14 protein-coding genes are annotated in these 17912 nt (G+C 74.7%); all 14 read right to left on the minus strand.

What is annotated here, in order from left to right:
* Positions 1 to 274: 274 nt before the first annotated feature.
* Entirely contained in the window at positions 275 to 1654 is a 1380-nt protein-coding gene (locus ACZ6W9_RS06260; protein ID WP_389954789.1) for a hypothetical protein, read from the minus strand.
* Positions 1655 to 1693: 39 nt separating this feature from the next.
* Positions 1694 to 3451 carry a hypothetical protein gene (locus tag ACZ6W9_RS06265; RefSeq protein WP_470116826.1) on the minus strand — a complete coding sequence of 586 codons (1758 nt, stop codon included), beginning with the start codon at positions 3449 to 3451 and terminating at the stop codon, positions 1694 to 1696.
* Between the two features lie 49 nt (positions 3452 to 3500).
* Positions 3501 to 5702 (minus strand): primosomal protein N', encoded by a 2202-nt coding sequence (locus tag ACZ6W9_RS06270; RefSeq protein WP_470116827.1) that lies wholly within the window; start codon positions 5700 to 5702, stop codon positions 3501 to 3503.
* Positions 5703 to 6201: 499 nt separating this feature from the next.
* Entirely contained in the window at positions 6202 to 7731 is a 1530-nt protein-coding gene (locus ACZ6W9_RS06275; RefSeq protein ID WP_389954797.1) for a LuxR C-terminal-related transcriptional regulator, read from the minus strand.
* 102 nt (positions 7732 to 7833) lie between these two features.
* On the minus strand, positions 7834 to 10152 hold the full coding sequence (locus tag ACZ6W9_RS06280; protein WP_470116828.1) for an ATP-binding protein: 2319 nt from the start codon (positions 10150 to 10152) through the stop codon (positions 7834 to 7836).
* Positions 10153 to 10333: 181 nt separating this feature from the next.
* Complete coding sequence (metK, locus tag ACZ6W9_RS06285) at positions 10334 to 11521, minus strand: methionine adenosyltransferase (protein WP_362934581.1); 1188 nt, start codon at positions 11519 to 11521, stop codon at positions 10334 to 10336.
* Between the two features lie 214 nt (positions 11522 to 11735).
* Entirely contained in the window at positions 11736 to 12104 is a 369-nt protein-coding gene (locus ACZ6W9_RS06290) for a hypothetical protein (protein WP_389954803.1), read from the minus strand.
* 243 nt (positions 12105 to 12347) lie between these two features.
* Positions 12348 to 13688 carry a bifunctional phosphopantothenoylcysteine decarboxylase/phosphopantothenate--cysteine ligase CoaBC gene (gene coaBC / locus ACZ6W9_RS06295; RefSeq protein WP_389954806.1) on the minus strand — a complete coding sequence of 447 codons (1341 nt, stop codon included), beginning with the start codon at positions 13686 to 13688 and terminating at the stop codon, positions 12348 to 12350.
* An 8-nt stretch (positions 13689 to 13696) separates the two neighbouring features.
* Entirely contained in the window at positions 13697 to 13963 is a 267-nt protein-coding gene (gene rpoZ, locus ACZ6W9_RS06300) for a DNA-directed RNA polymerase subunit omega (RefSeq protein ID WP_362934571.1), read from the minus strand.
* Between the two features lie 12 nt (positions 13964 to 13975).
* The gene (gmk, locus tag ACZ6W9_RS06305) at positions 13976 to 14548 is read right to left on the minus strand and encodes a guanylate kinase (RefSeq protein ID WP_389956275.1); all 573 of its coding nucleotides are present in this window, start codon (positions 14546 to 14548) and stop codon (positions 13976 to 13978) included.
* A gap of 197 nt (positions 14549 to 14745) precedes the next feature.
* Positions 14746 to 15069 (minus strand): integration host factor, actinobacterial type, encoded by a 324-nt coding sequence (mihF, locus tag ACZ6W9_RS06310; protein ID WP_012889515.1) that lies wholly within the window; start codon positions 15067 to 15069, stop codon positions 14746 to 14748.
* Positions 15070 to 15255: 186 nt separating this feature from the next.
* Positions 15256 to 15969 (minus strand): orotidine-5'-phosphate decarboxylase, encoded by a 714-nt coding sequence (pyrF, locus tag ACZ6W9_RS06315; protein WP_389954810.1) that lies wholly within the window; start codon positions 15967 to 15969, stop codon positions 15256 to 15258.
* Positions 15966 to 16940 (minus strand): dihydroorotate dehydrogenase, encoded by a 975-nt coding sequence (locus tag ACZ6W9_RS06320; protein WP_362934565.1) that lies wholly within the window; start codon positions 16938 to 16940, stop codon positions 15966 to 15968. The genes pyrF and ACZ6W9_RS06320 overlap by 4 nt, the downstream gene beginning before the upstream one ends.
* Complete coding sequence (locus ACZ6W9_RS06325) at positions 16930 to 17781, minus strand: dihydroorotate dehydrogenase electron transfer subunit (RefSeq protein WP_389954815.1); 852 nt, start codon at positions 17779 to 17781, stop codon at positions 16930 to 16932. The genes ACZ6W9_RS06320 and ACZ6W9_RS06325 overlap by 11 nt, the downstream gene beginning before the upstream one ends.
* Positions 17782 to 17912 lie beyond the last annotated feature (131 nt).

The raw sequence follows: 17912 nt of genomic DNA on the forward strand, positions 1-17912 counted from the left end.
GCTCTTGATCCGGTGCCTTCCCTCGTCACTCCGTCGCTTCGCTCCCTGTTGATGGCGACACTGCGTGTCGCGGCTCGGGGCTCTTGATCCGGTGCCTTCCCTCGTCACTCCGCCGCTTCGCTCCCTGTTGATGGCGACACTGCGTGTCGCGGCTCGGGGCTCTTGATCCGGTGCCTTCCCTCGTCACTCCGTCGCTTCGCTCCTGCGTTCCTCAGTCCAGACACCGGCGCCCCTCGCGGCGCCCCTCAGTCCAGACACCGGCGCCCCTCGCGGGTCAGCGCGAGCGGGCCTTCATCGCGGCCTTGCGGGCGGCCTTGGCGACGGCCGGTTCGCCGTGCCGGGCGGCCAGCAGGTCGAGTACGGCGATCGTGTCGGGGTGGCCGGCCCGGGACATCTCCTCGATCACCCGGACCGGGTCCTCGCCGGGTTCGAGCAGGTCGAACTCGCGCGCCACGTCGGAGGCCCGGCCGGGGCAGGTCATCGCGGCGAGGGTGTCGACGGTGAGCCAGGTGCGGTCGGCGAGCGTGAGGGCGGGCGCGGGCAGGTCGCGGATGTGCAGCCAGGAGGCGGCGTAACGCCACATCGCGGGCTCGGCGAGGGCCTCCCGCAGCGGGACCTCGGCCTCGGGGCCGAGCTCCTCCAGGATGGAGCCGACGGTGGCGCGCTGGGCGGCCGTGCCGGACGCGGCGATCTTGACCAGTTCCCGGGCCGCGGCCTCGGGGGTGCGGGAGGCGAGCCACACGGTGACGGCGCTGGGGGCGGCCGAGCGGTTGGTGACCGCGTCGACCAGCTCGGTGGCGTCGATGCCGGCGAAGACCGCGACCTCGGCCGCGGTGGGCGCGTCGTGGCCCTCGCGCAGCAGGTCCTGGCGGACGGCCCACATGCCGAGCGGGGTCAGCCGGGGCAGGCCCGCGGGGGAGGTCTCGATGATCCCGCAGTAGCCCAGCAGCTCCAGCGCCGCCTCCAGCTCGGCGGGCAGCGCGGCGGCCAGGGCCCGCATCTCCGCCGGGCGGGCCTGGCAGGCCACCTCGTGGGACTGCAGGATGCCCTTGACGAGCGTGGCGCGGGACAGGCCCTCGTTCACGGCGTACATCGTGGCGAGCATCTCGGCCAGGTGGTCGTCGACCACGGCGGAGCCGGTCAGCGACTCGTCGGCGCGGTCCAGGACGTCCATCACCACGCCGTCCCAGAACTCCAGCAGCACGGCGGGGGGCGGCGAGGCCGGCGGCGCCAGGGGGCCGGGCGACGCCACGCCCCGCATGATGCGGATCATGCGGGTGTTGACCGCGACGACCCACAGCAGGTGCAGCCGGGCCGGACCCGGCAGGCCGAGCTCGGCGCAGGGCAGGAACGGGTCGGGCAGCAGTCCCTCGGGCGTCACCTGGCGGGTGCCCGTCCACGCGGCCAGCCGCCGGGCGTCGCGCACCAGCGGGACGTCGAGAACGGCGGCGGCCAGCTCCTCGTCGGGGGCGAGCCGGACCGGCGGGAAGCTCAGCGCGTCGGGACCGCAGCCGGGGCAGTCGCAGTCGCCGTCCGCGGCGACCTCGTCGAGGACCGCGGCGCGCGCCTCGCGCGACCCCGATCCCAGCTCCTCCACGAGCCTGCGCAGCTCGCCGAGATCGAAGACGTTGCCGGAGTTCCCGCTCTTTGCCACCCGAGCAACTTACTGCACTCGAGCCCCACGGGTGTACGGCTAGCCGATGGCGCGGGAACGTGCCTTGAAAGCGGCCTTGCGGGCGGCCTTGGCGGTGGCCTGGTCGCGCATGGAGCGGCCGAGCAGCTCCAGGACCTCGACGACCTCGGGGTGGTCCACCCGCCACATCTCCTCGATCACGTGGGCCGGCGGGCCGGAGGCCGAGATGTTCTCGGCGAACGCCTCGGGGTCGTCCTCGGCGGCGGAGATGGCCAGGGCGAGCATGTCGACGCTCATCCACAGCGCCTCGTCGGGGGTGAGCCCCGGCGCGGGCAGCCCCCGGGCGGAGAGCCAGTGGATGGCGTGCGGGCGCAGCTCGGCCTCGTCCAGGCGGCGGCGGACCGCCTCCTCGGCCTCGGGTCCGAGCCGGTCGACGATCGACACCGCGACGCCCCTGACGACCGCCGCCGCGCCGGAGGCCGCGTCGAGCAGCTCGACGGCGGCCTCCAGCGGCGGCCTGCCGCGCAGCCAGCCCTCGATGTCGGCCTCGGCCATCTCCTCCGGGATGCCCGACAGCAGCTCCTCGATGAGCTCGGGGGCGCCGACGGCGACCATGTCGGCCACCTCCGGCGCCTCGATGCCGAAGGCGCCGTACAGCTCCCGCATCCCCCACACGGCCAGCGGGGTCAGCTCCAGGGCCTCCGGGGCCGGGTCGTCGTCCTCGCCGTCGCCGGGACCGTCGCCGGGACCGCCGCCGGGACCGCCGTCGCCCTCGTCGTCGGCGGGGCCGTCCACGCCGGTCTCGGCCAGCCCGCAGTAGGCCAGCCGCCGCACGAACGCGGAGAGGTCCACCGGCCCGTCGTCCAGCAGCCCGATCCCCTCCAGGTGTTCGGCGACCGTGGGCAGCGGCACGGGCTCCTGGAGGCGGTAGGCCATGTCGAGCAGGGTGTAGAGCTCCTCGTCGAGGGCCGGGTGGCCGGTGACGGCGCCACCCGGGCCGGAGGTCAGCAGGAAGCCCACGGCCGCCGTCCAGACGTCGAGCGGAGCGGGGTCCTCGCCGTCGAAGACGGCGTTGCGCTCGACCCGCACCAGACCCGCGTGCACCGCCAGGTCCCACAGCAGGACCGGGTCGGCCACCCCGAGCTGGGCGCGGGCCTCCGCGGCGTCGCGGACCCGCAGCCGCCCCCTGACGGTCGGCGTGCGGCCCCCGGCCAGCATCCACTGGGCCAGCCGCCGGGCGTCGCGCACCAGGGGCACCCGCACGACGTCGGCGGCCAGCTCCTCGCGGGGCGCGAGCCGTACCGGCGGGAGCGGCGGGGAGCAGGCGGGGCAGTCGCACGGCTCGTCGCCGTGCTCCCCGTCGTGTCCCCCGGCCCCGGCCTCCGACGGCTCCGGCGCGTCATCCTGCTCCAGCGAGTCGGCGCCCATGGCGCTGAACAGGCTCTTGGCCATGCCGAACAGGGAGGTGTCGGCGAGCGCCACCGGCATCTCCGGCTCGATCCGGTCGAGGGTGGAGCGCATCCGCGCGGCCATCTTGCCGCCGATCTCCTCGGTGGCGAGCAGGAAGTCGACGAGCGTCCGGGCGGCGGCGACGGTCTCGGCGGCGCTCTCCGGCGGGGCGATGACCTTCCGCGGGTAGATGTCGAGCAGCAGTTCCTCGAAGGTGACCGGGGTGAAATCCCCCAGTTCGTGCACGTTCAGATAGTCGCTCGCGTAGTCGCAGAGCAGCCGGACCTCGTCGACGTCGACGTCGACGTCCCGCGTGCGCCCCCACTCGCGCAGGTCGGCGACGGCCCGATTCACCCATTCGATCGACACAGGGGAAAATTAACGGCTTACCGACGGCACCGCGAATCGGGGAAACACGTCAAATCACATCGAGAGGGTCAATGCACACCCGGACCGGCTCCGGGCTCTTGCGTGCCGAGCGCACTCCGACGGCCCCTTTCAGCGCGGTGGCGAGCGCCGTCCCCGACCCCTGTGAGACCCGTATCATGGCGCGTTCCCGCACCTGGTCGCCCCTGTGCGTCTCGACCGGCACGGGTCCCAGAACCTGCGCCCCGTCCGGCAGCGTCACCTCGCCGAGCATCTCCCTCACCGCCGCCGGCGAGCCGGTGAGGGTCGCCATCCGCACCGCGGGGGGGAAACCCAGTTCTGTCCTGTCGGCCAGTTCCCGTTCGGCGTGGGTGATGGGATCCCAGCGCAGCAGCGCCTGCACGGCCGGCGCCCCGGAGTCGGCCATGACGACCAGCTCGGCGCGGGGCCGCAACAACGCCGCGGCGTTCATCCAGCGGCGCAGCGTCTCCTCGCCCGCCCGCAGGTCGGGCCGGCCGAGCAGGGCCCAGCCGTCCAGCAGCACGGCGGCGGCGTAGCCCTCCTCGGCCACGGGCTCCGCCCCGGGCGTGGCGACCACCAGCGCCCGGCCGGGACCGACCGTGGTCAGCACGCCGTCCCGGCCGGAGGTCCTCACCTGGATCGAGGGGAAGGCGCGCCCCAGCTCCTCCGCCGTCCGGCGGACCCCGACGATCTGCGCGCGCACCCGGGACGCGCCGCAGGCCCGGCAGCGCCAGTCGCCCGCGATCCGCCCGCACCAGCGGCAGTACGGCACGGCGTGGCCCGACCGCAGGGCGAGCGGCCCGGAACAGTGCCCGCAACGGGCCCGCGCCCGGCAGTTCTGGCAGGCCAGCGCGGGGAGGTAGCCGCGCCTCGGGACCTGCACCAGCACCGGGCCGCGCTCCAGACCGGCCCGCAGGGCCCGCCAGGCGAGGCTGGGCAGCCGGGCGGCCCGCGCCGCCTCGTCCCTGGCCAGCTCCGCGTCCTCGCCGGCCGGCCGTACCCAGGGGGCCCTGGTCCGGACCGTCTGGCGGGCGGCGACGAGGGTGCCGGCCCAGCCGGTGGCCAGCAGCCGGGTGGCCTCGGCGGTCCGGGCGTGTCCGCCGACGAGCAGGCCGGCGCGGCTCTGGTGGGCGCGCAGCGCGAGCACCTCGCGGGCGTGCGGGTACGGCGCGAGCCGCTCGGCGTGCAGGTCGTCGCCGTCGTCCCAGATGACCGCCAGCCCGAGACCGGTGACCGGGGCGAACGCCGCGCCCCTGGTGCCGACGACGGCGCGCACCCGTCCCCGGGCGACCCGCAGCCACCGGCGGTAGCGCTCGGCGGGCCCCAGGTCGGCGGTGAGGGCGACGTGCGCTCCCGGGCCCAGGACGGCCGTCAGCGCCGCGTCGGCCAGCGCCACGTCCTTTCCGTCGGGCACCACCACGAGCGCCCCCCTGCCGCCGCGGAGGGTCTCCCGTACGGCGACCGCGACGGCGCGGGGCCACTCGGGACCGTCGCCGGTGACGCCGGGCAGCGCGGTCCACACGGCGCGCGGCGCGCGTCCTTCGGCGAGGGCCGAGAGGAACGCCTCCCCGTCGGGGTAGTCGGCCCAGGGCCCCGGGCCGCCGGAGACCGGAGGGGAGGCGGGACCGTTGAGATCGCCGGGATCACCGGGACCGCCGGGACCGCCGGGATCGCCGGGACCGTCCCCGGGAGCGGTGCCGCGCCCGGGATCGCCGGGCGTCTCCGCGCGCTCCTCCGCCTCCGCCCGGGCGTGGCGCGGGGGCACGGCCAGGCGCAGCACGTCGGCCATGGTCCCGGCGTAGCGGTCGGCCACGGCGCGGGCCAGCGCGGCGATCCCGGGGGTGAGCACCGGTTCCGGGGAGACCACCCGCTCCAGGCGTGCCAGCCGGCCCTGGTGCTCGCTGGCCTCGGCCCGCTCCAGCAGGAACCCGTCCACGAGCTTGCCCGCGAAGCGGACACGGACCCGCACGCCCGGCACCGCCTCGGCGTCCATGGCGGCCGGGACGAGATAGTCGAACGGCCGGTCGAGGTGGGGCAGCGGGGTGTCCACGGCGACCCTGGCGACCGGCAGCACAGCGGCCGGCTCCGGCACCCCCCTGGCGGGCGCCCCGGCCCGCCGCGACGCGCCCGGCGCCGCCTCCCCGGCCCGCTCCCGGCGCACGGCGTCGAGCGGCAGCAGCGCACCTTCGTCGCAGGACGGGCGGGCGCCGGGTGCGGGTCGGGTCTCGGTCACCCACCTGGTCTACCAGACCCGGCCACCCTGCCGGGCATGGGAGGATCCGGCCGCCGCCATCGCCGGCGGCGCCGTGGGCCGGCCACCCGCCGGGCATGGGTGGAACACCCCACCCGGCGGCGGACGCCCGGGCCGCGTCGCGCCGCGCCACCGGGTGGGAGACGCGTCCAGGGCCAGTGGGTCACGCCCGACACGGGGCGCGTCCCGGCGACAATCAGGTGGAAGGGGACCCCTCCCATGTCCCACCCGAACGCTGCGGAAAGCCGGCACACGCGTGGTGCCCCACTGGCCGCGTCCATGATGACGGCCCGGCTGGGCGTTCCGCATCGGTTGATGTGCCTATATCGGGCTCGTCCCTGTCCGTTCCCATCCGTCCTTGGGCGTTCCCCGGCGTTCCATCCGTCCTTGGGCGTTCTCCCACGTTCCCGCCCGTCCTCGGGCGTTCCCCGGCGCTCCCGGCCGTCTCCGGGCACGGGGCCGGTCGCCGTACCGGAGCCGGTCACCGTACGGTGTCGTCCCCGGACGCACGCGCGGGCGGCTGCCGGTCGCTCTCGGCCACCCAGGCGGCCACCTGGGTGCGGGAGGCCAGTCCTCCCTTGGCGAGGATGTTGCGGACATGGGCGTCCACGGTGCGCTTGGCGATGCCCAGCCGCACGGCGATCTGCGGGTTCGACAGCCCCTCGGTGATCAGCTCGGCCACCTGGAGCTCCCGGGCGCTGAGCGTCCCGGCGACCGCCTGTCCCGTCCGCGCCGGCTGGCGGGCCCCGCACACGGGCCGCCAGACGCCGCGTGGCTGCCGTGGCGCGGACGGCCGCGCCCGGTGCCCCGCCGGGTGCTCAGGGCGCTCGGGATGCGCGGGATGCTCGGGGCGCTCCGTGAGCTCCGGGGGCTCGGGGCCGAACCGCCGGTAGAGCTTCGGCATCCGGTACCGGTCCCCCGGCTCGCGCAGCACCACCGACGACTCGACCAGCTCGGCCAGGACCGGCGCCACCCGGTCCGCACCGAGCGCCGCCGCGCAGGCCCGCTCGGCGGCGGCCAGGTCGAAGGGGCCGGGCAGGGTTCCGAGCATCGACCACATCCTCCGCTGCTCGGCGTCGCACAACCGGTGACTCCACTGCACGGCCGCCCGCAGGTCCCGGTGGCGCGGCAGCACGCTCCGGCTCACGCCTCCCAGCAGGGTGAACCGGTGGCGCAGCTCCTCCAGCAGATCCCCGGCCGACATCGAGCGCATCCGGGCCGCGGCCAGTTCGACGGCCAGCGGCAGCCCGTCCAGCCTGTCGCAGATCTCGGCGACCACCGGCGCGGCGGCGGCGGTCAGGGTGAAACCGGGGTCGGCGGCCACCGCCCGGTCCTCGAACAGCCGCACGGCGTCCGCCTGCGGCAGCGGCGCCAGCCGCAGCACCCGCTCCCCCGGCAGGCCGAGCGGCCTGCGACTGGTGGCCACCACGGTGACGCCGGACGCGCCGGCCATCAGTGACCCGGCCAGCCGGGCCGCCTCGCCGAGGAGGTGCTCGCAGGTGTCGAGGACGAGGAGCATCCGCCTGTCACGCGGCCTCGGCGCCGCCGGAGCCACGCCCGCGGGGGCCGGGCCTCCGGGAACCGCGTCCTCGGTGACGGCGATGGCGTCGGTGGCGGCGGCGACCGTGACGGCCTCCCACACCGTGCCCGGCGCGGCGTCCCGGGCCCCGCTCCCCCTCGCCTCCCGTGGCCCGCTCGACGCCGCCTCCCGCGCCTCGTCCCGTGCGGGGAAGGGCGCGTGCCGCCCCAGAGTCGCGGCGACGGCCGCCGCGGGGTCGCCGGTGCCCGACAGCTCGACCCGCCACACCCCGTCGGGGAACAGGCGGCGCAGACCGCCGGCCAGGCGCAGCGCGGTGCGGGTCTTGCCCACTCCGGCGGGACCGGTGACGGTCAGGAGCCGCGCACCGGCCAGCAGGCGCGCGGCGTCGGACAGCTCCCCGGCCCGTCCCACGAAGCTGGACAGGTCCACCGGGAGGTTCCCCGGCCGCCGTCTTCCCGGCCGTGCCGTCATCACCGCCTCCTCTCCCCCTCCGGCTCTCGTTCCCCGGCTCTCGTTCCCCGGCTCTCCGGCGGATCTTCGGCTCTCCGGGGAACAGAACCTAGCAGCCGGCGCTCACGAGCCCCGGCGGCGCCGGGTCGCCCACGCCGCGATCTGGGCGCGCGCCGAGAAACCCAGCTTGGCCAGGATGTGCTCGACGTGCGAGTCGACGGTCCGCTGGACCACCATCAGCCGGTGGGCGATCTGCCGGTTCGTCAGCCCGTCGGCGACCAACTCGGCGACCTCCCGCTCCCTGCGGGTCAGCGGCGCCCAGTCCCCGGCGTCCCGTACGGCCCCGCCCGGCGCGCCCGCGGTGTTCCCGGCGTCTCCGGCGTCCCGGGCGCCCTGGCCCGGCTCCTCGCCCAGCGCGTAGGCGACCGCCTCCGCGAGGCCCATCCCCGCGCCCTCGCGGGCCGCCCGTTCGGCCTCCCGGGACGGAAGCCCCCTGCCCACCGTCTCGGCCCAGCGGGCGCTGTCGGCCGTCATCACCGGGTAGCCCCCCTCCGGCAACCCCTTGTCGCTCCGGCCGGCCCGCGCCGCGGCGAGCAGTCGCCCCGCCCGGGGCAGGTCGCCCTCGCAGGCCGCGGCGCAGCCCAGCAACTCCAGGCAGAAGACGATGCCCACCGCGTCCGCCAGCCGCCGTTTGACCCGCAGGGAGTCCCGCGCGTACGCCGCGGCCCGGCCGGCGTCGCCCTCGGCCAGCGCGACCAGGCCAAGGCCGTAGTCGGCGTAGGCGCTCGCCCACTCCTCCCCCAGCTCCATGCAGATCCGGCGGCACTCCAGGAAGACCTCCCCCGCCCGTGCCGTCTCCCCACCCCAGGCCAGGCTCGTGCCCAGCTCGATCAGCGCGGGCAGGAACACCTCGGGCACCTCCCCGGCGGGGACGAGCCGCTCGGCGGCCTCACCCAGCATGCGCTCCGCACCGCGCATGTCGCCCTCCAGGAAGGCGGCCGTGCCGCTCATCTTGAGATGGACCAGGGGGATCAGGGGGGCTCCGGGCGGGGAGTGCCCGGCGCACTCCTCCAGGAGCGACCGGGCGAGCTCCAGATCTCCACGGGCCTCGGCGATGTAGACGAGGGTGAGCGTCCCCCAGGCGCGGGCGTCGTCCCACGGCCCGGGAAGGGCCAGCAGCCGCTCCAGGTGGTGGCGGCCCTCCCGGAGCATCCCGCAGGCCACCCAGAGGTACCACAGCGACGCGGCCGTCATCAGCCCGATCTCACGCAGAGCGGCGTCCTCGGCGCACAGGTCCAGGGCCGCCCGCAGGTTGGGCCAGTCCCGCCGGACCCGGATCCACATCCGCAGCTGGTCGCCGTGCCGGCCGGCGTCCTTGCCCCGCCGCGCCAGACCGGAGTAGTGGTCCAGGTGGCGGCGGCGCAGCCGTTCCCGGTCGACGCCCCCGGCCGCGACGCCGTACTCGCGGATGATGCCCGGCAGCCGGTAGACGGTGTCCTCGTCCTGCCTGACCGGCACGGCGATCGACTTGTCCACCAGCCCCAGCAGTGCCGGGAGCACCCGTTCGGGAGGCAGCTCCCCGTCGGAGCACACCACCTCGGCCGCCGCCACGTCGAAGGAGGAGACGAAGACCGGCAGCCGCGCCCACAGCAGCCGCTCGTCGGCGGTGCACAGCTCGTGGCTCCACTCGACGGTGGCCCCGACGGTCGGGTGCCGCCCGCCCGCCGTACGGCCCGCCAGCAGCCAGAGCCGGTCGCCGAGGAAGCGCAGGATCAGCCCCAGCGGGATCTCGCGGGCCCGGGCGGCGGCCAGCTCGATGGCCAGCGGGATGCCCTCCAGCCTGACGCAGATCTCGGCGATCCTGGCGGCGTCGGCGTCGGAGGGCGCGTAGCCGGGGTTCGCCGCGGTGACCCGCTCCAGGAACAGCGCGACCGCGTCGTACCGGGCGAGCGCGGCCGGGGAGGTCCCGGCCCGCGGACCGGGCAGAGCCATCGGCGGCAGCGCCACGATGTGCTCACCCGGCACGCCGAGCGGCTGCCTGCTGGTGGCCAGGATCCTCAACTCGGGACTGTTCTCCAGCAGGGTCTGCGCCAGCTCCGCGCAGGCGTCCACCAGGTGCTCGCAGGAGTCGAGGACCAGCAGCGCCCGCCCGTCGCCGAGCCGGCCGGCCAGCCCCGGGTCCCCGGGACCGGCGAGCGTGCCGGTGGGGTCGAGCGCCCGGGCCACCGCCAGCTCCAGGTGGCCGGGGTCGCCGACCCCGGCCAGCTCCACGACGTGGACGCCGTCGGCGAAGGCCCGGCGCACCCCGGAGGCGGCCTCCACCGCCACCCGCGACTTGCCGACGCCCGCCACACCGGTGACGGTGACCAGCCTCGACGCCTGGAGGAGGCGCCTGATCTGGCGGACCTCCTTCTTGCGCCCCACGAAACCTGTGATCTCCACGGGCGGTTCGCCCGCCCCCGACCGCCCGTCCACGTTCTCCCCCAAGATCCTTCAGGGAGAAAATACCCCCTGCAGGTGACCGGCTCGCGATCAAGGTCGCCCGAACGGCACAGCCCCCGTGAGCGAGCTCACGGGGGCTGCCGGGCGGATCCGGTCGGCGGATCCGGGTGCGGTCTGCGATCTACAGGCCGGCGGCGGTACGCAGGGCCTCGGCCCGGTCGGTCGCCTCCCAGGAGAACTCCGGACGGCCGAAGTGGCCGTAGGCGGAGGTCGCCGAGTAGATCGGGCGCAGCAGGTCGAGGTCACGGATGATCGCGGCCGGACGCAGGTCGAAGACCTGGAGCACGGCCTCCTGGATCTTCTCGATCGGCGCCTTCTCGGTGCCGAAGGTCTCGACGAAGACACCGACCGGGTGCGCCTTGCCGATGGCGTAGGCGACCTGGACCTCGGCACGGTCGGCCAGACCGGCGGCCACGATGTTCTTGGCGACCCAGCGCATGGCGTAGGCGGCCGAGCGGTCCACCTTGGACGGGTCCTTGCCGGAGAAGGCGCCGCCGCCGTGACGGGCCATGCCGCCGTAGGTGTCCACGATGATCTTTCGGCCGGTCAGGCCGGCGTCGCCCATGGGGCCGCCGATCTCGAAGCGGCCGGTGGGGTTGACCAGCAGGCGGTAACCCTCGGTGTCGATGTCCAGGCCGGCGAGCACCGGGTCGACCACGTGCTCCTTGATGTCCGGCGCCAGCATCTCCTTGAGATCGATCTCGGCCGCGTGCTGCGTGGAGACGACCACGGTGTCGAGGCGGACCGGCCTGTCGCCGTCGTACTCGACGGTGACCTGGGTCTTGCCGTCCGGGCGCAGGTAGGGAACGGTGCCGTCCTTGCGGACCTGGGACAGGCGCTCGGACAGGCGGTGGGCCAGGGTGATCGGCAGCGGCATCAGCTCGGGGGTCTCCCGGCAGGCGTAGCCGAACATCAGGCCCTGGTCCCCGGCGCCCTGGCGGTCCAGCTCGTCGCCGGCCTCGCCCTCACGGGCCTCGTAGGCGTCGTCGACGCCCTGGGCGATGTCGGGCGACTGGGCGCCGATGGACACCGAGACGCCGCAGGAGGCGCCGTCGAAGCCCTTGTGGGAGGCGTCGTAGCCGATGTCGAGGATCTTCTCCCGGATGAGACCGGGGATGTCGACGTAGGTCTCCGTCGTCACCTCTCCGGCGACGTGGACCTGGCCGGTGGTGATCAGCGTCTCGACCGCGACGCGGCTCCTGGGGTCACCCTTGAGCATGGCGTCGAGAATCGCGTCACTGATCTGGTCGGCGATCTTGTCCGGGTGGCCTTCGGTGACCGACTCGGAGGTGAACAGGCGACGGGACAAGTCAGTGGCTCCTCATGCAGCGGCTGCTGGCGTCTGGGGCTCTGGCGTCGGCACGACGCCAGTAGCGCTCCGCCGAAGTCTAGCCCCCCCTGTGACGGCGCCGCGAAACCATCACGTTCGTATCATCTCGTGTCGGGGCCGGTGCCGACATCTCGCATCGTGCCGCTGTGCTCATGGCGACGCTGCGCGTCGCGGCTCGGGGGCGGGGTGGGGGTCAGAGGTCGGGGAGGGGGTCCGGGGGGAGGGTCTCGGGGGCGAAGACCTCGGCGTCGGCGGCGGAGATCACCGCCGCGTACTCCTCCTCGATCTCGAAGACCATGCCGCCCAGCTCGATGGCCGCGCCCACCGAGAACTCGACGGGCCCCAGGCGGGTACGGCGCGCGTGCGTGGCGTACACCGAGGTCGGCATGTCCCGGTCGAAGAACCGGGTGGACAGGACGAAGATCGACCGGCTGGAGACCACGATCAGGAAGGTGGCCATCCCGGGTGAGCCCACCGACAGGGCGGGCAGGACGTAGCGGATGTCCTCACCGGGGGGCAGCAGGGCGCGGCACCGGGCCCGGACGGCGGCGGACACCGGCATGGTGGACTCCTCCCGGCCGGACGCGTTCCACGACCTTCCGGACGAAGTATCCGCCTACGGGGGAACCCCGGCAAGCGCTTACGGAGATCCGCCGGGAACCTCGCCCGTCACCGGTCGGCGTCAGCCGGGACGGACGCCCCCTGCGGGCACCGGCCGGGACCCCGCCGAGAACCCGGAAGGTGCCCGCCGTACCCGCCGGAGGACACGGCCGGGGTCCGCGGAGGACCCGTGGCGGGCGGCGGGTCAGGCCAGGCGTTCGGCGACGAGGTCCCAGACCACGTCGGCGAGGTCCTCCTTGGGACCGCGGGGCACATCTGTCCGGCCGCCGTCCGCGCCCAGCACCACGGCCGCGTTGTCCGGGGTGCCGAAGGCCAGGCCCGCACCCACCTGGTTGACGACGAGCAGGTCGCAGCCCTTGCGGGCGAGCTTGGCGCGGCCGTTGGCCAGGACGTCGTCGGTCTCCGCGGCGAAGCCCACGATGACCCGCGGGTACGGCTTGAGCCCCTCGCGGCGGCGCTCCCCCAGCTCGGCGAGGATGTCGGGGTTCTCGACCAGGTGGACCGGCTCGGGCCCGGCCGAGGTCTTCTTGATCTTCGAGTCGTGCTGCGCGGCGGGCCGGAAGTCGGCCACGGCGGCGGCCATGACGACCGCGTCGGCGCCCTCCAGCGCCGCCAGGACGGCCTCGCGCAGCTCCAGGGCGGACTCCACCCGGACCACCGTCGCCCCCGCCGGGTCGGGCAGCGAGACGTTGGCGGCCACCAGGGTGACCTCGGCCCCGCGGGCGACGGCCGTGCGGGCCAGGGCGTACCCCTGGAGGCCCGAGGAGCGGTTGCCGATGAAGCGGACCGGGTCGATGGCCTCGCGGGTGCCCCCGGCGGAGACCACCAGGCGGCGGCCGGCCAGATCGGGGCCGCGCCCGCGCAGCGCCCGGCGGCAGACCTCGAAGATCTCGCGGGGGTCGGGCAGCCGGCCGCGGCCGGTGTCGGCGCCGGTCAGACGGCCCACGGCGGGGTCGATGACGATCGCGCCGCGCTCGCGGAGCGTGGCGACGTTGGCCCTGGTCGCCGGGTGCTCCCACATCTCGGTGTGCATCGCGGGGGCGAACACCACCGGGCACCGGGCGGTGAGCAGGGTGTTGGTCAGCAGGTCGCCGGCCAGCCCGTGGGCGGCGCGGGCGAGCACGTCGGCGGTGGCGGGCGCCACCACCACCAGGTCGGCGCCCTGGCCGATCCGGACGTGCGGGACCTCGTGCACCGAGTCCCAGACGTCGGTGGCGACCGGGTTGCCGGACAGCGCGGCCCAGGTCGGCTCGCCGACGAACCTCAGGGCCTCGCGGGTCGGGACGACCCGGACGTCGTGGCCGGACTCGGTGAACAGGCGCAGCAGCTCGCACGCCTTGTAGGCGGCGATGCCCGCGCTGACGCCGAGGACGACGGAGGGGCGGTGCGGCCGGCCCTCCGCGCGCGCCGCGGCGTCAGCGGGGAGGCCGTGCCGGTCACCGGCCGGGTCGCCGATCAGACCGTCGATCGGGCCGTCGTCCGGCGCGGCCGGGCGGCCCGCCGCCGGGCCCTCGCCAGACGTCATCGGTGTGACTAGCCCTCGATCGGCTCGGAGGTGAGCAGGCCCTCGCTGACCTCGCGCAGCGCGATGGACAGCGGCTTCTCCTGCGCGTGGGTCTCGACCAGCGGGCCGACGTACTCGAGCAGGCCCTCGCCGAGCTGCGAGTAGTAGGCGTTGATCTGCCGCGCCCGCTTCGAACCGAAGATCACGAGGCTGTACTTGCTGTCGACGATCTCCAACAGCGCGTCGATCGACGGGTTGGTGATGCCTTCGGAGTAGGAGGAGGTGTTGGTAGCCACGTGTGATTTCCCCTAGCTAGGTGAACGGCCGGGGCGCGAGGCCTCGGGAGCATCAGCCATCAAGGCTATCAGCCGGTGGCATACATCCCGGACGGACGTGTTGACAAGAGTCAGGTCGAACTCGCTCTCGGCCGCCATCTCGACGCGGCCGGCCGCGAGGCGCCGCTCGATGACGTCCTCGGGCTCGGTGCCCCTGCCGCGCAGGCGCTTCTCCAGCTCCTCCCAGGTCGGGGGGGCCAGGAAGACCAGGAGGGCCTCGGGCATGGTCGCGCGCACCTGCCGCGCGCCCTGCAGATCGATCTCCAGTACGGCGGGCACCCCGGCGGCGAGCTTCTCCAGCACGGGGCCGCGCGGCGTGCCGTACCGGTTGCCGGCGAACTCGGCCCACTCCAGCAGCTCGCCGGAGGCGACCAGGCGGTCGAACTCCTCGTCGTCGGCGAAGAAGTACTCCACGCCGTGGGTCTCGCCCGGACGGGGCTTCCTGGTGGTCACCGAGACCGACAGCCACACCTCGGGGTGTGCCCGCCGGAGCTCGGCGACGACCGTGGACTTGCCGACGCCCGACGGCCCCGAGAGGACCGTCAGGCGCCTGCCGGCCGGGCCGGAGAGGGCTTGCGCCCGCTCGCGGCCCGCGGCCGAGGACGTGGAGCCGCCGGACCCGCTTTCAGCGGCTTTCCCCGAGGCAGGGCTGCCGCCCTGCCGCGTCGATCCGGCCACTCCAAACCCCCCGTGATGACATTTCCCGCCTGAGCGGGACGAACATGGTCCTGCGTGAACCGAGACTAGCTCTCGGCTCCGCCGAACTCACGCTCGAGTGAAGCCCGCTGGTTGGCACCCAGGCCCCGCACGCGGCGGGACTCTGCGATGCCGAGCCGCTCCATGAGCTGCTTGGCGCGGACCTTGCCCACGCCGGGGAGCGACTCCAGGAGGGCCGAGACCTTCATCTTGCCGATGACGTCGTCGGCCTGCCCGTCTTTGAGCACCTCAGCCAGAGAGATGGCACCGTGCTTGAGACGGTTCTTAACCTCGGCACGCTCTCGGCGGGCCTTGGCAGCCTTTTCTAGGGCTGCGGCGCGCTGCTCAGGGGTAAGGGGAGGAAGAGCCACGCCGGGTCACCTCGAATTTCCTGTCGATGTACTCGGACGGGAAGGGAAACTAGCTGGTCATGACGCTCCAAGCAACGTCAAGACCGGTTTCTCCCCCCAGAAAATCTACTTTGTCGCCCTGCGTGACGAGATTGTGACATGGTGTCGACGAAAGTACGGTCTACACGGCGTTTTCAGCGACGAAGATCACACCTGCCGTCCGCCCGTCACGACGCTCCTCCGGAGGGCCGCGGCGATGCCCGCGGCGGCCGCGCCGGGGTCGGCCGAACCGGTGATCGGGCGGCCGATCACGAGCAGGTCCGCCCCGTCGGCGAGCGCCCGCTCGGGCGTCGCCACCCGCGCCTGGTCCTGGCTCCCGGAGCCCGCGGGGCGCACACCGGGGGTGATCAGGGTGATGTCCGGCCCCACCTCGCCGCGCACCGCGGCGACCTCCTGCGGCGAGCAGACGAGCGCCTGGGCGCCCGCGCCGACGGCCATGGCCGCCAGACGGCGCACCGCGTCGCCGGACGGGCCCGCGAGGCCGATCCGCTCCAGGTCGGCCTCCGACAGTGACGTGAGCACCGTCACGGCCGCCACCTTCGTGTCTGGAAGGGCCTGTACGGCCTCTGAGATCATCGCGGGGCCGCCCCCGGCGTGGACGGTCAGGATGGCCGGTCTGAGCCGTCCTACGGCCCTGGCGGCGCCCGCGACGGTGTTGGGGATGTCGTGCAGCTTCAGGTCGAGGAAGATGTCGATGCCGCTCGCGCCGCGCACCGAGGCGATCACCTCGGGGCCGTAGCGGAGGTAGAGCTCCAGGCCGACCTTGATCGTGCTGACGTGGGGCGTCACCAGGGCCGCCCAGCGGGCCGCGGTCTCCAGGTCGGGCGCGTCCAGGGCGACGGCGATGGGTGCGGGCCTCACAGGGAACTCTCCTCCAGGTCTGTACGGTGCCGGGCCGATGAGCCCGGCGGGCGGTGGGCCAGCCCGACGGCGTCGGCGAGCCGGTTGAACCCCCGGGCCGCCAGCAGCTCCTCCAGCTCGCGCAGGATCCGCATGCAGGCGTAGGGGTCGTGGAACAGGGCCGTGCCCACGGCGACGACGCAGGCGCCCGCCAGGATGAGCTCGAAGGCGTCCCTGCCGGTCAGCACGCCGCCCATGCCGATGATGGGCACGCTGGGCAGCGCGGCGTGCACCTGCCACACGCAGCGTACGGCCAGCGGCCGCACGGCGGGGCCGGACAGCCCCCCGGTGACCGCGGCGAGCGCGGGCCGCATGGTCTCGGTGTCGATGCTCATGCCGAGCGGATTGTTGATCATCGAGAGCGCGTCGGCGCCGCCGTCCACGCACGCGCGGGCGACGCTGACGATGTCCGGCACGTCCGGGGAGAGCTTGGCCACGACGGGCACGTCGTAGCGCATCACCGAGCGCACCGAGGCGATCACCTCCGCCGAGGCGGCGCCGTCACGGGCGAAGACCCGGCCGCGGTCCTCGATGTTGGGGCACGACAGGTTGACCTCCACGGCGGTCACCCCGGGGGCGTCGGTGAGCCTGCGGGCCAGGGCGGTGTACTCGGCCACGGTGCCGCCGCCGACGGAGACGACCGTCCGCACGCTCCGCTGGGCCAGCCAGGGCAGCTCGCGCTCCAGGAAGACGTCCACGCCCGGCCCCTGGAGCCCGACGGAGTTCAGCATGCCCGAGGGCGTCTCTGCCATCCTGGGCGTCGGACGGCCCGCCCTGGGGGCCATCGTGATCGACCGCGTGGTGAGCGCGCCGATGCGGCCCAGGTCGAAGAACTGGGCCAGCTCGGCGCCCGACGCGGCGCACCCGGCGGCCGTGGTGATCGGGTTGACCAGTTCCACGTGCCCCAGGTACGTGCGCATGTCAACCGGCATGCCGCGATCCCCCACCGGGCGCTCCCAGCGCGTCGAACGGGATCGTTCCGACATCGTCGAAGCGGACGCGCTCACCCCGGAAGACCGGGCCCTCGACGCACGAGCGGACCATCCGGGTGACGCCGTCGTCCCCTATGACCGGCAGCACGCACGTCATGCACACGCCGGTCCCGCACGCCATCCGCTCCTCCACGGCCACCTGGACCGGGATGTCGAACTCGACCGCCACGGCGGTGACGCCGCGCAGCATGGCCATCGGGCCACAGGCGTAGACCGCGTCGGCCCGCACGTCGGCGATCACCCCGGGCAGCACGTCGGTGACCCTGCCGCGCATCCCCACCGAGCCGTCCTCGGTGGTCAGCGTGGTGGTCTCCCCCATCCGGCGGGCGCGCAGCGCGCCGAACACCCGGTCGGCGGAGGCCGCGCCGAGCACGAAGTCGACCCGGCAGCCGCGCCGCTGGAGCGCGTCGGCCAGCGGGAACAGCGCGGCCGAGCCGTGCTCCCCGCCGGCCAGGACGCAGCCCACCGGGTCGCGGGGCAGCGGGAAGGGGCGGCCGAGCGGCCCGACGAGGTCGAGTGTGTCGCGGGCCCGGCGCTCGGCCAGCCACTCGGTGCCCGGTCCGCGCACGGTGAAGACGAACTCCACGGTGCCGCCGTAGTCGGGCTTGACGTCGTGGACGAAGAAGGCACGGCGGGTCAGCGACGACGTCCGCGCGCCGCCGACCGCCACCGCCACGAAGTGACCGGGCCGGAAGCGCTCGGCGATGCCGGGCGCCACCACGGTCAGCGCATGGTAGGCGTCGACCCGGCGCGTCGTCAGCACCGTGCCGGTCACCTGCACCGGAGTAACAGGCGTCTTCCTCACCTCCGCCTGGGGCGTCCGCCCCGCAGATCCGCCGTGCCCGTGGTCTCCTTCGCCTCGCCCCCCGCCTACGTCCTCCCGGGTCTCATCCCCTCAGTCTGCAGTGCCCA

This window comes from Streptosporangium sp. NPDC053982 (assembly GCF_055585205.1).

Excerpts from the sequence above, each read along its gene's own strand:
- ACZ6W9_RS06290 (WP_389954803.1), bottom strand. The coding sequence starts at position 12,104 with ATGCCGGTGTCCGCCGCCGTCCGGGCCCGGTGCCGCGCCCTGCTGCCC.
- ACZ6W9_RS06320 (WP_362934565.1), bottom strand. The coding sequence starts at position 16,940 with ATGCCGGTTGACATGCGCACGTACCTGGGGCACGTGGAACTGGTCAAC.
- coaBC (WP_389954806.1), bottom strand. The coding sequence starts at position 13,688 with ATGACGTCTGGCGAGGGCCCGGCGGCGGGCCGCCCGGCCGCGCCGGAC.
- ACZ6W9_RS06275 (WP_389954797.1), bottom strand. The coding sequence starts at position 7,731 with ATGACGGCACGGCCGGGAAGACGGCGGCCGGGGAACCTCCCGGTGGAC.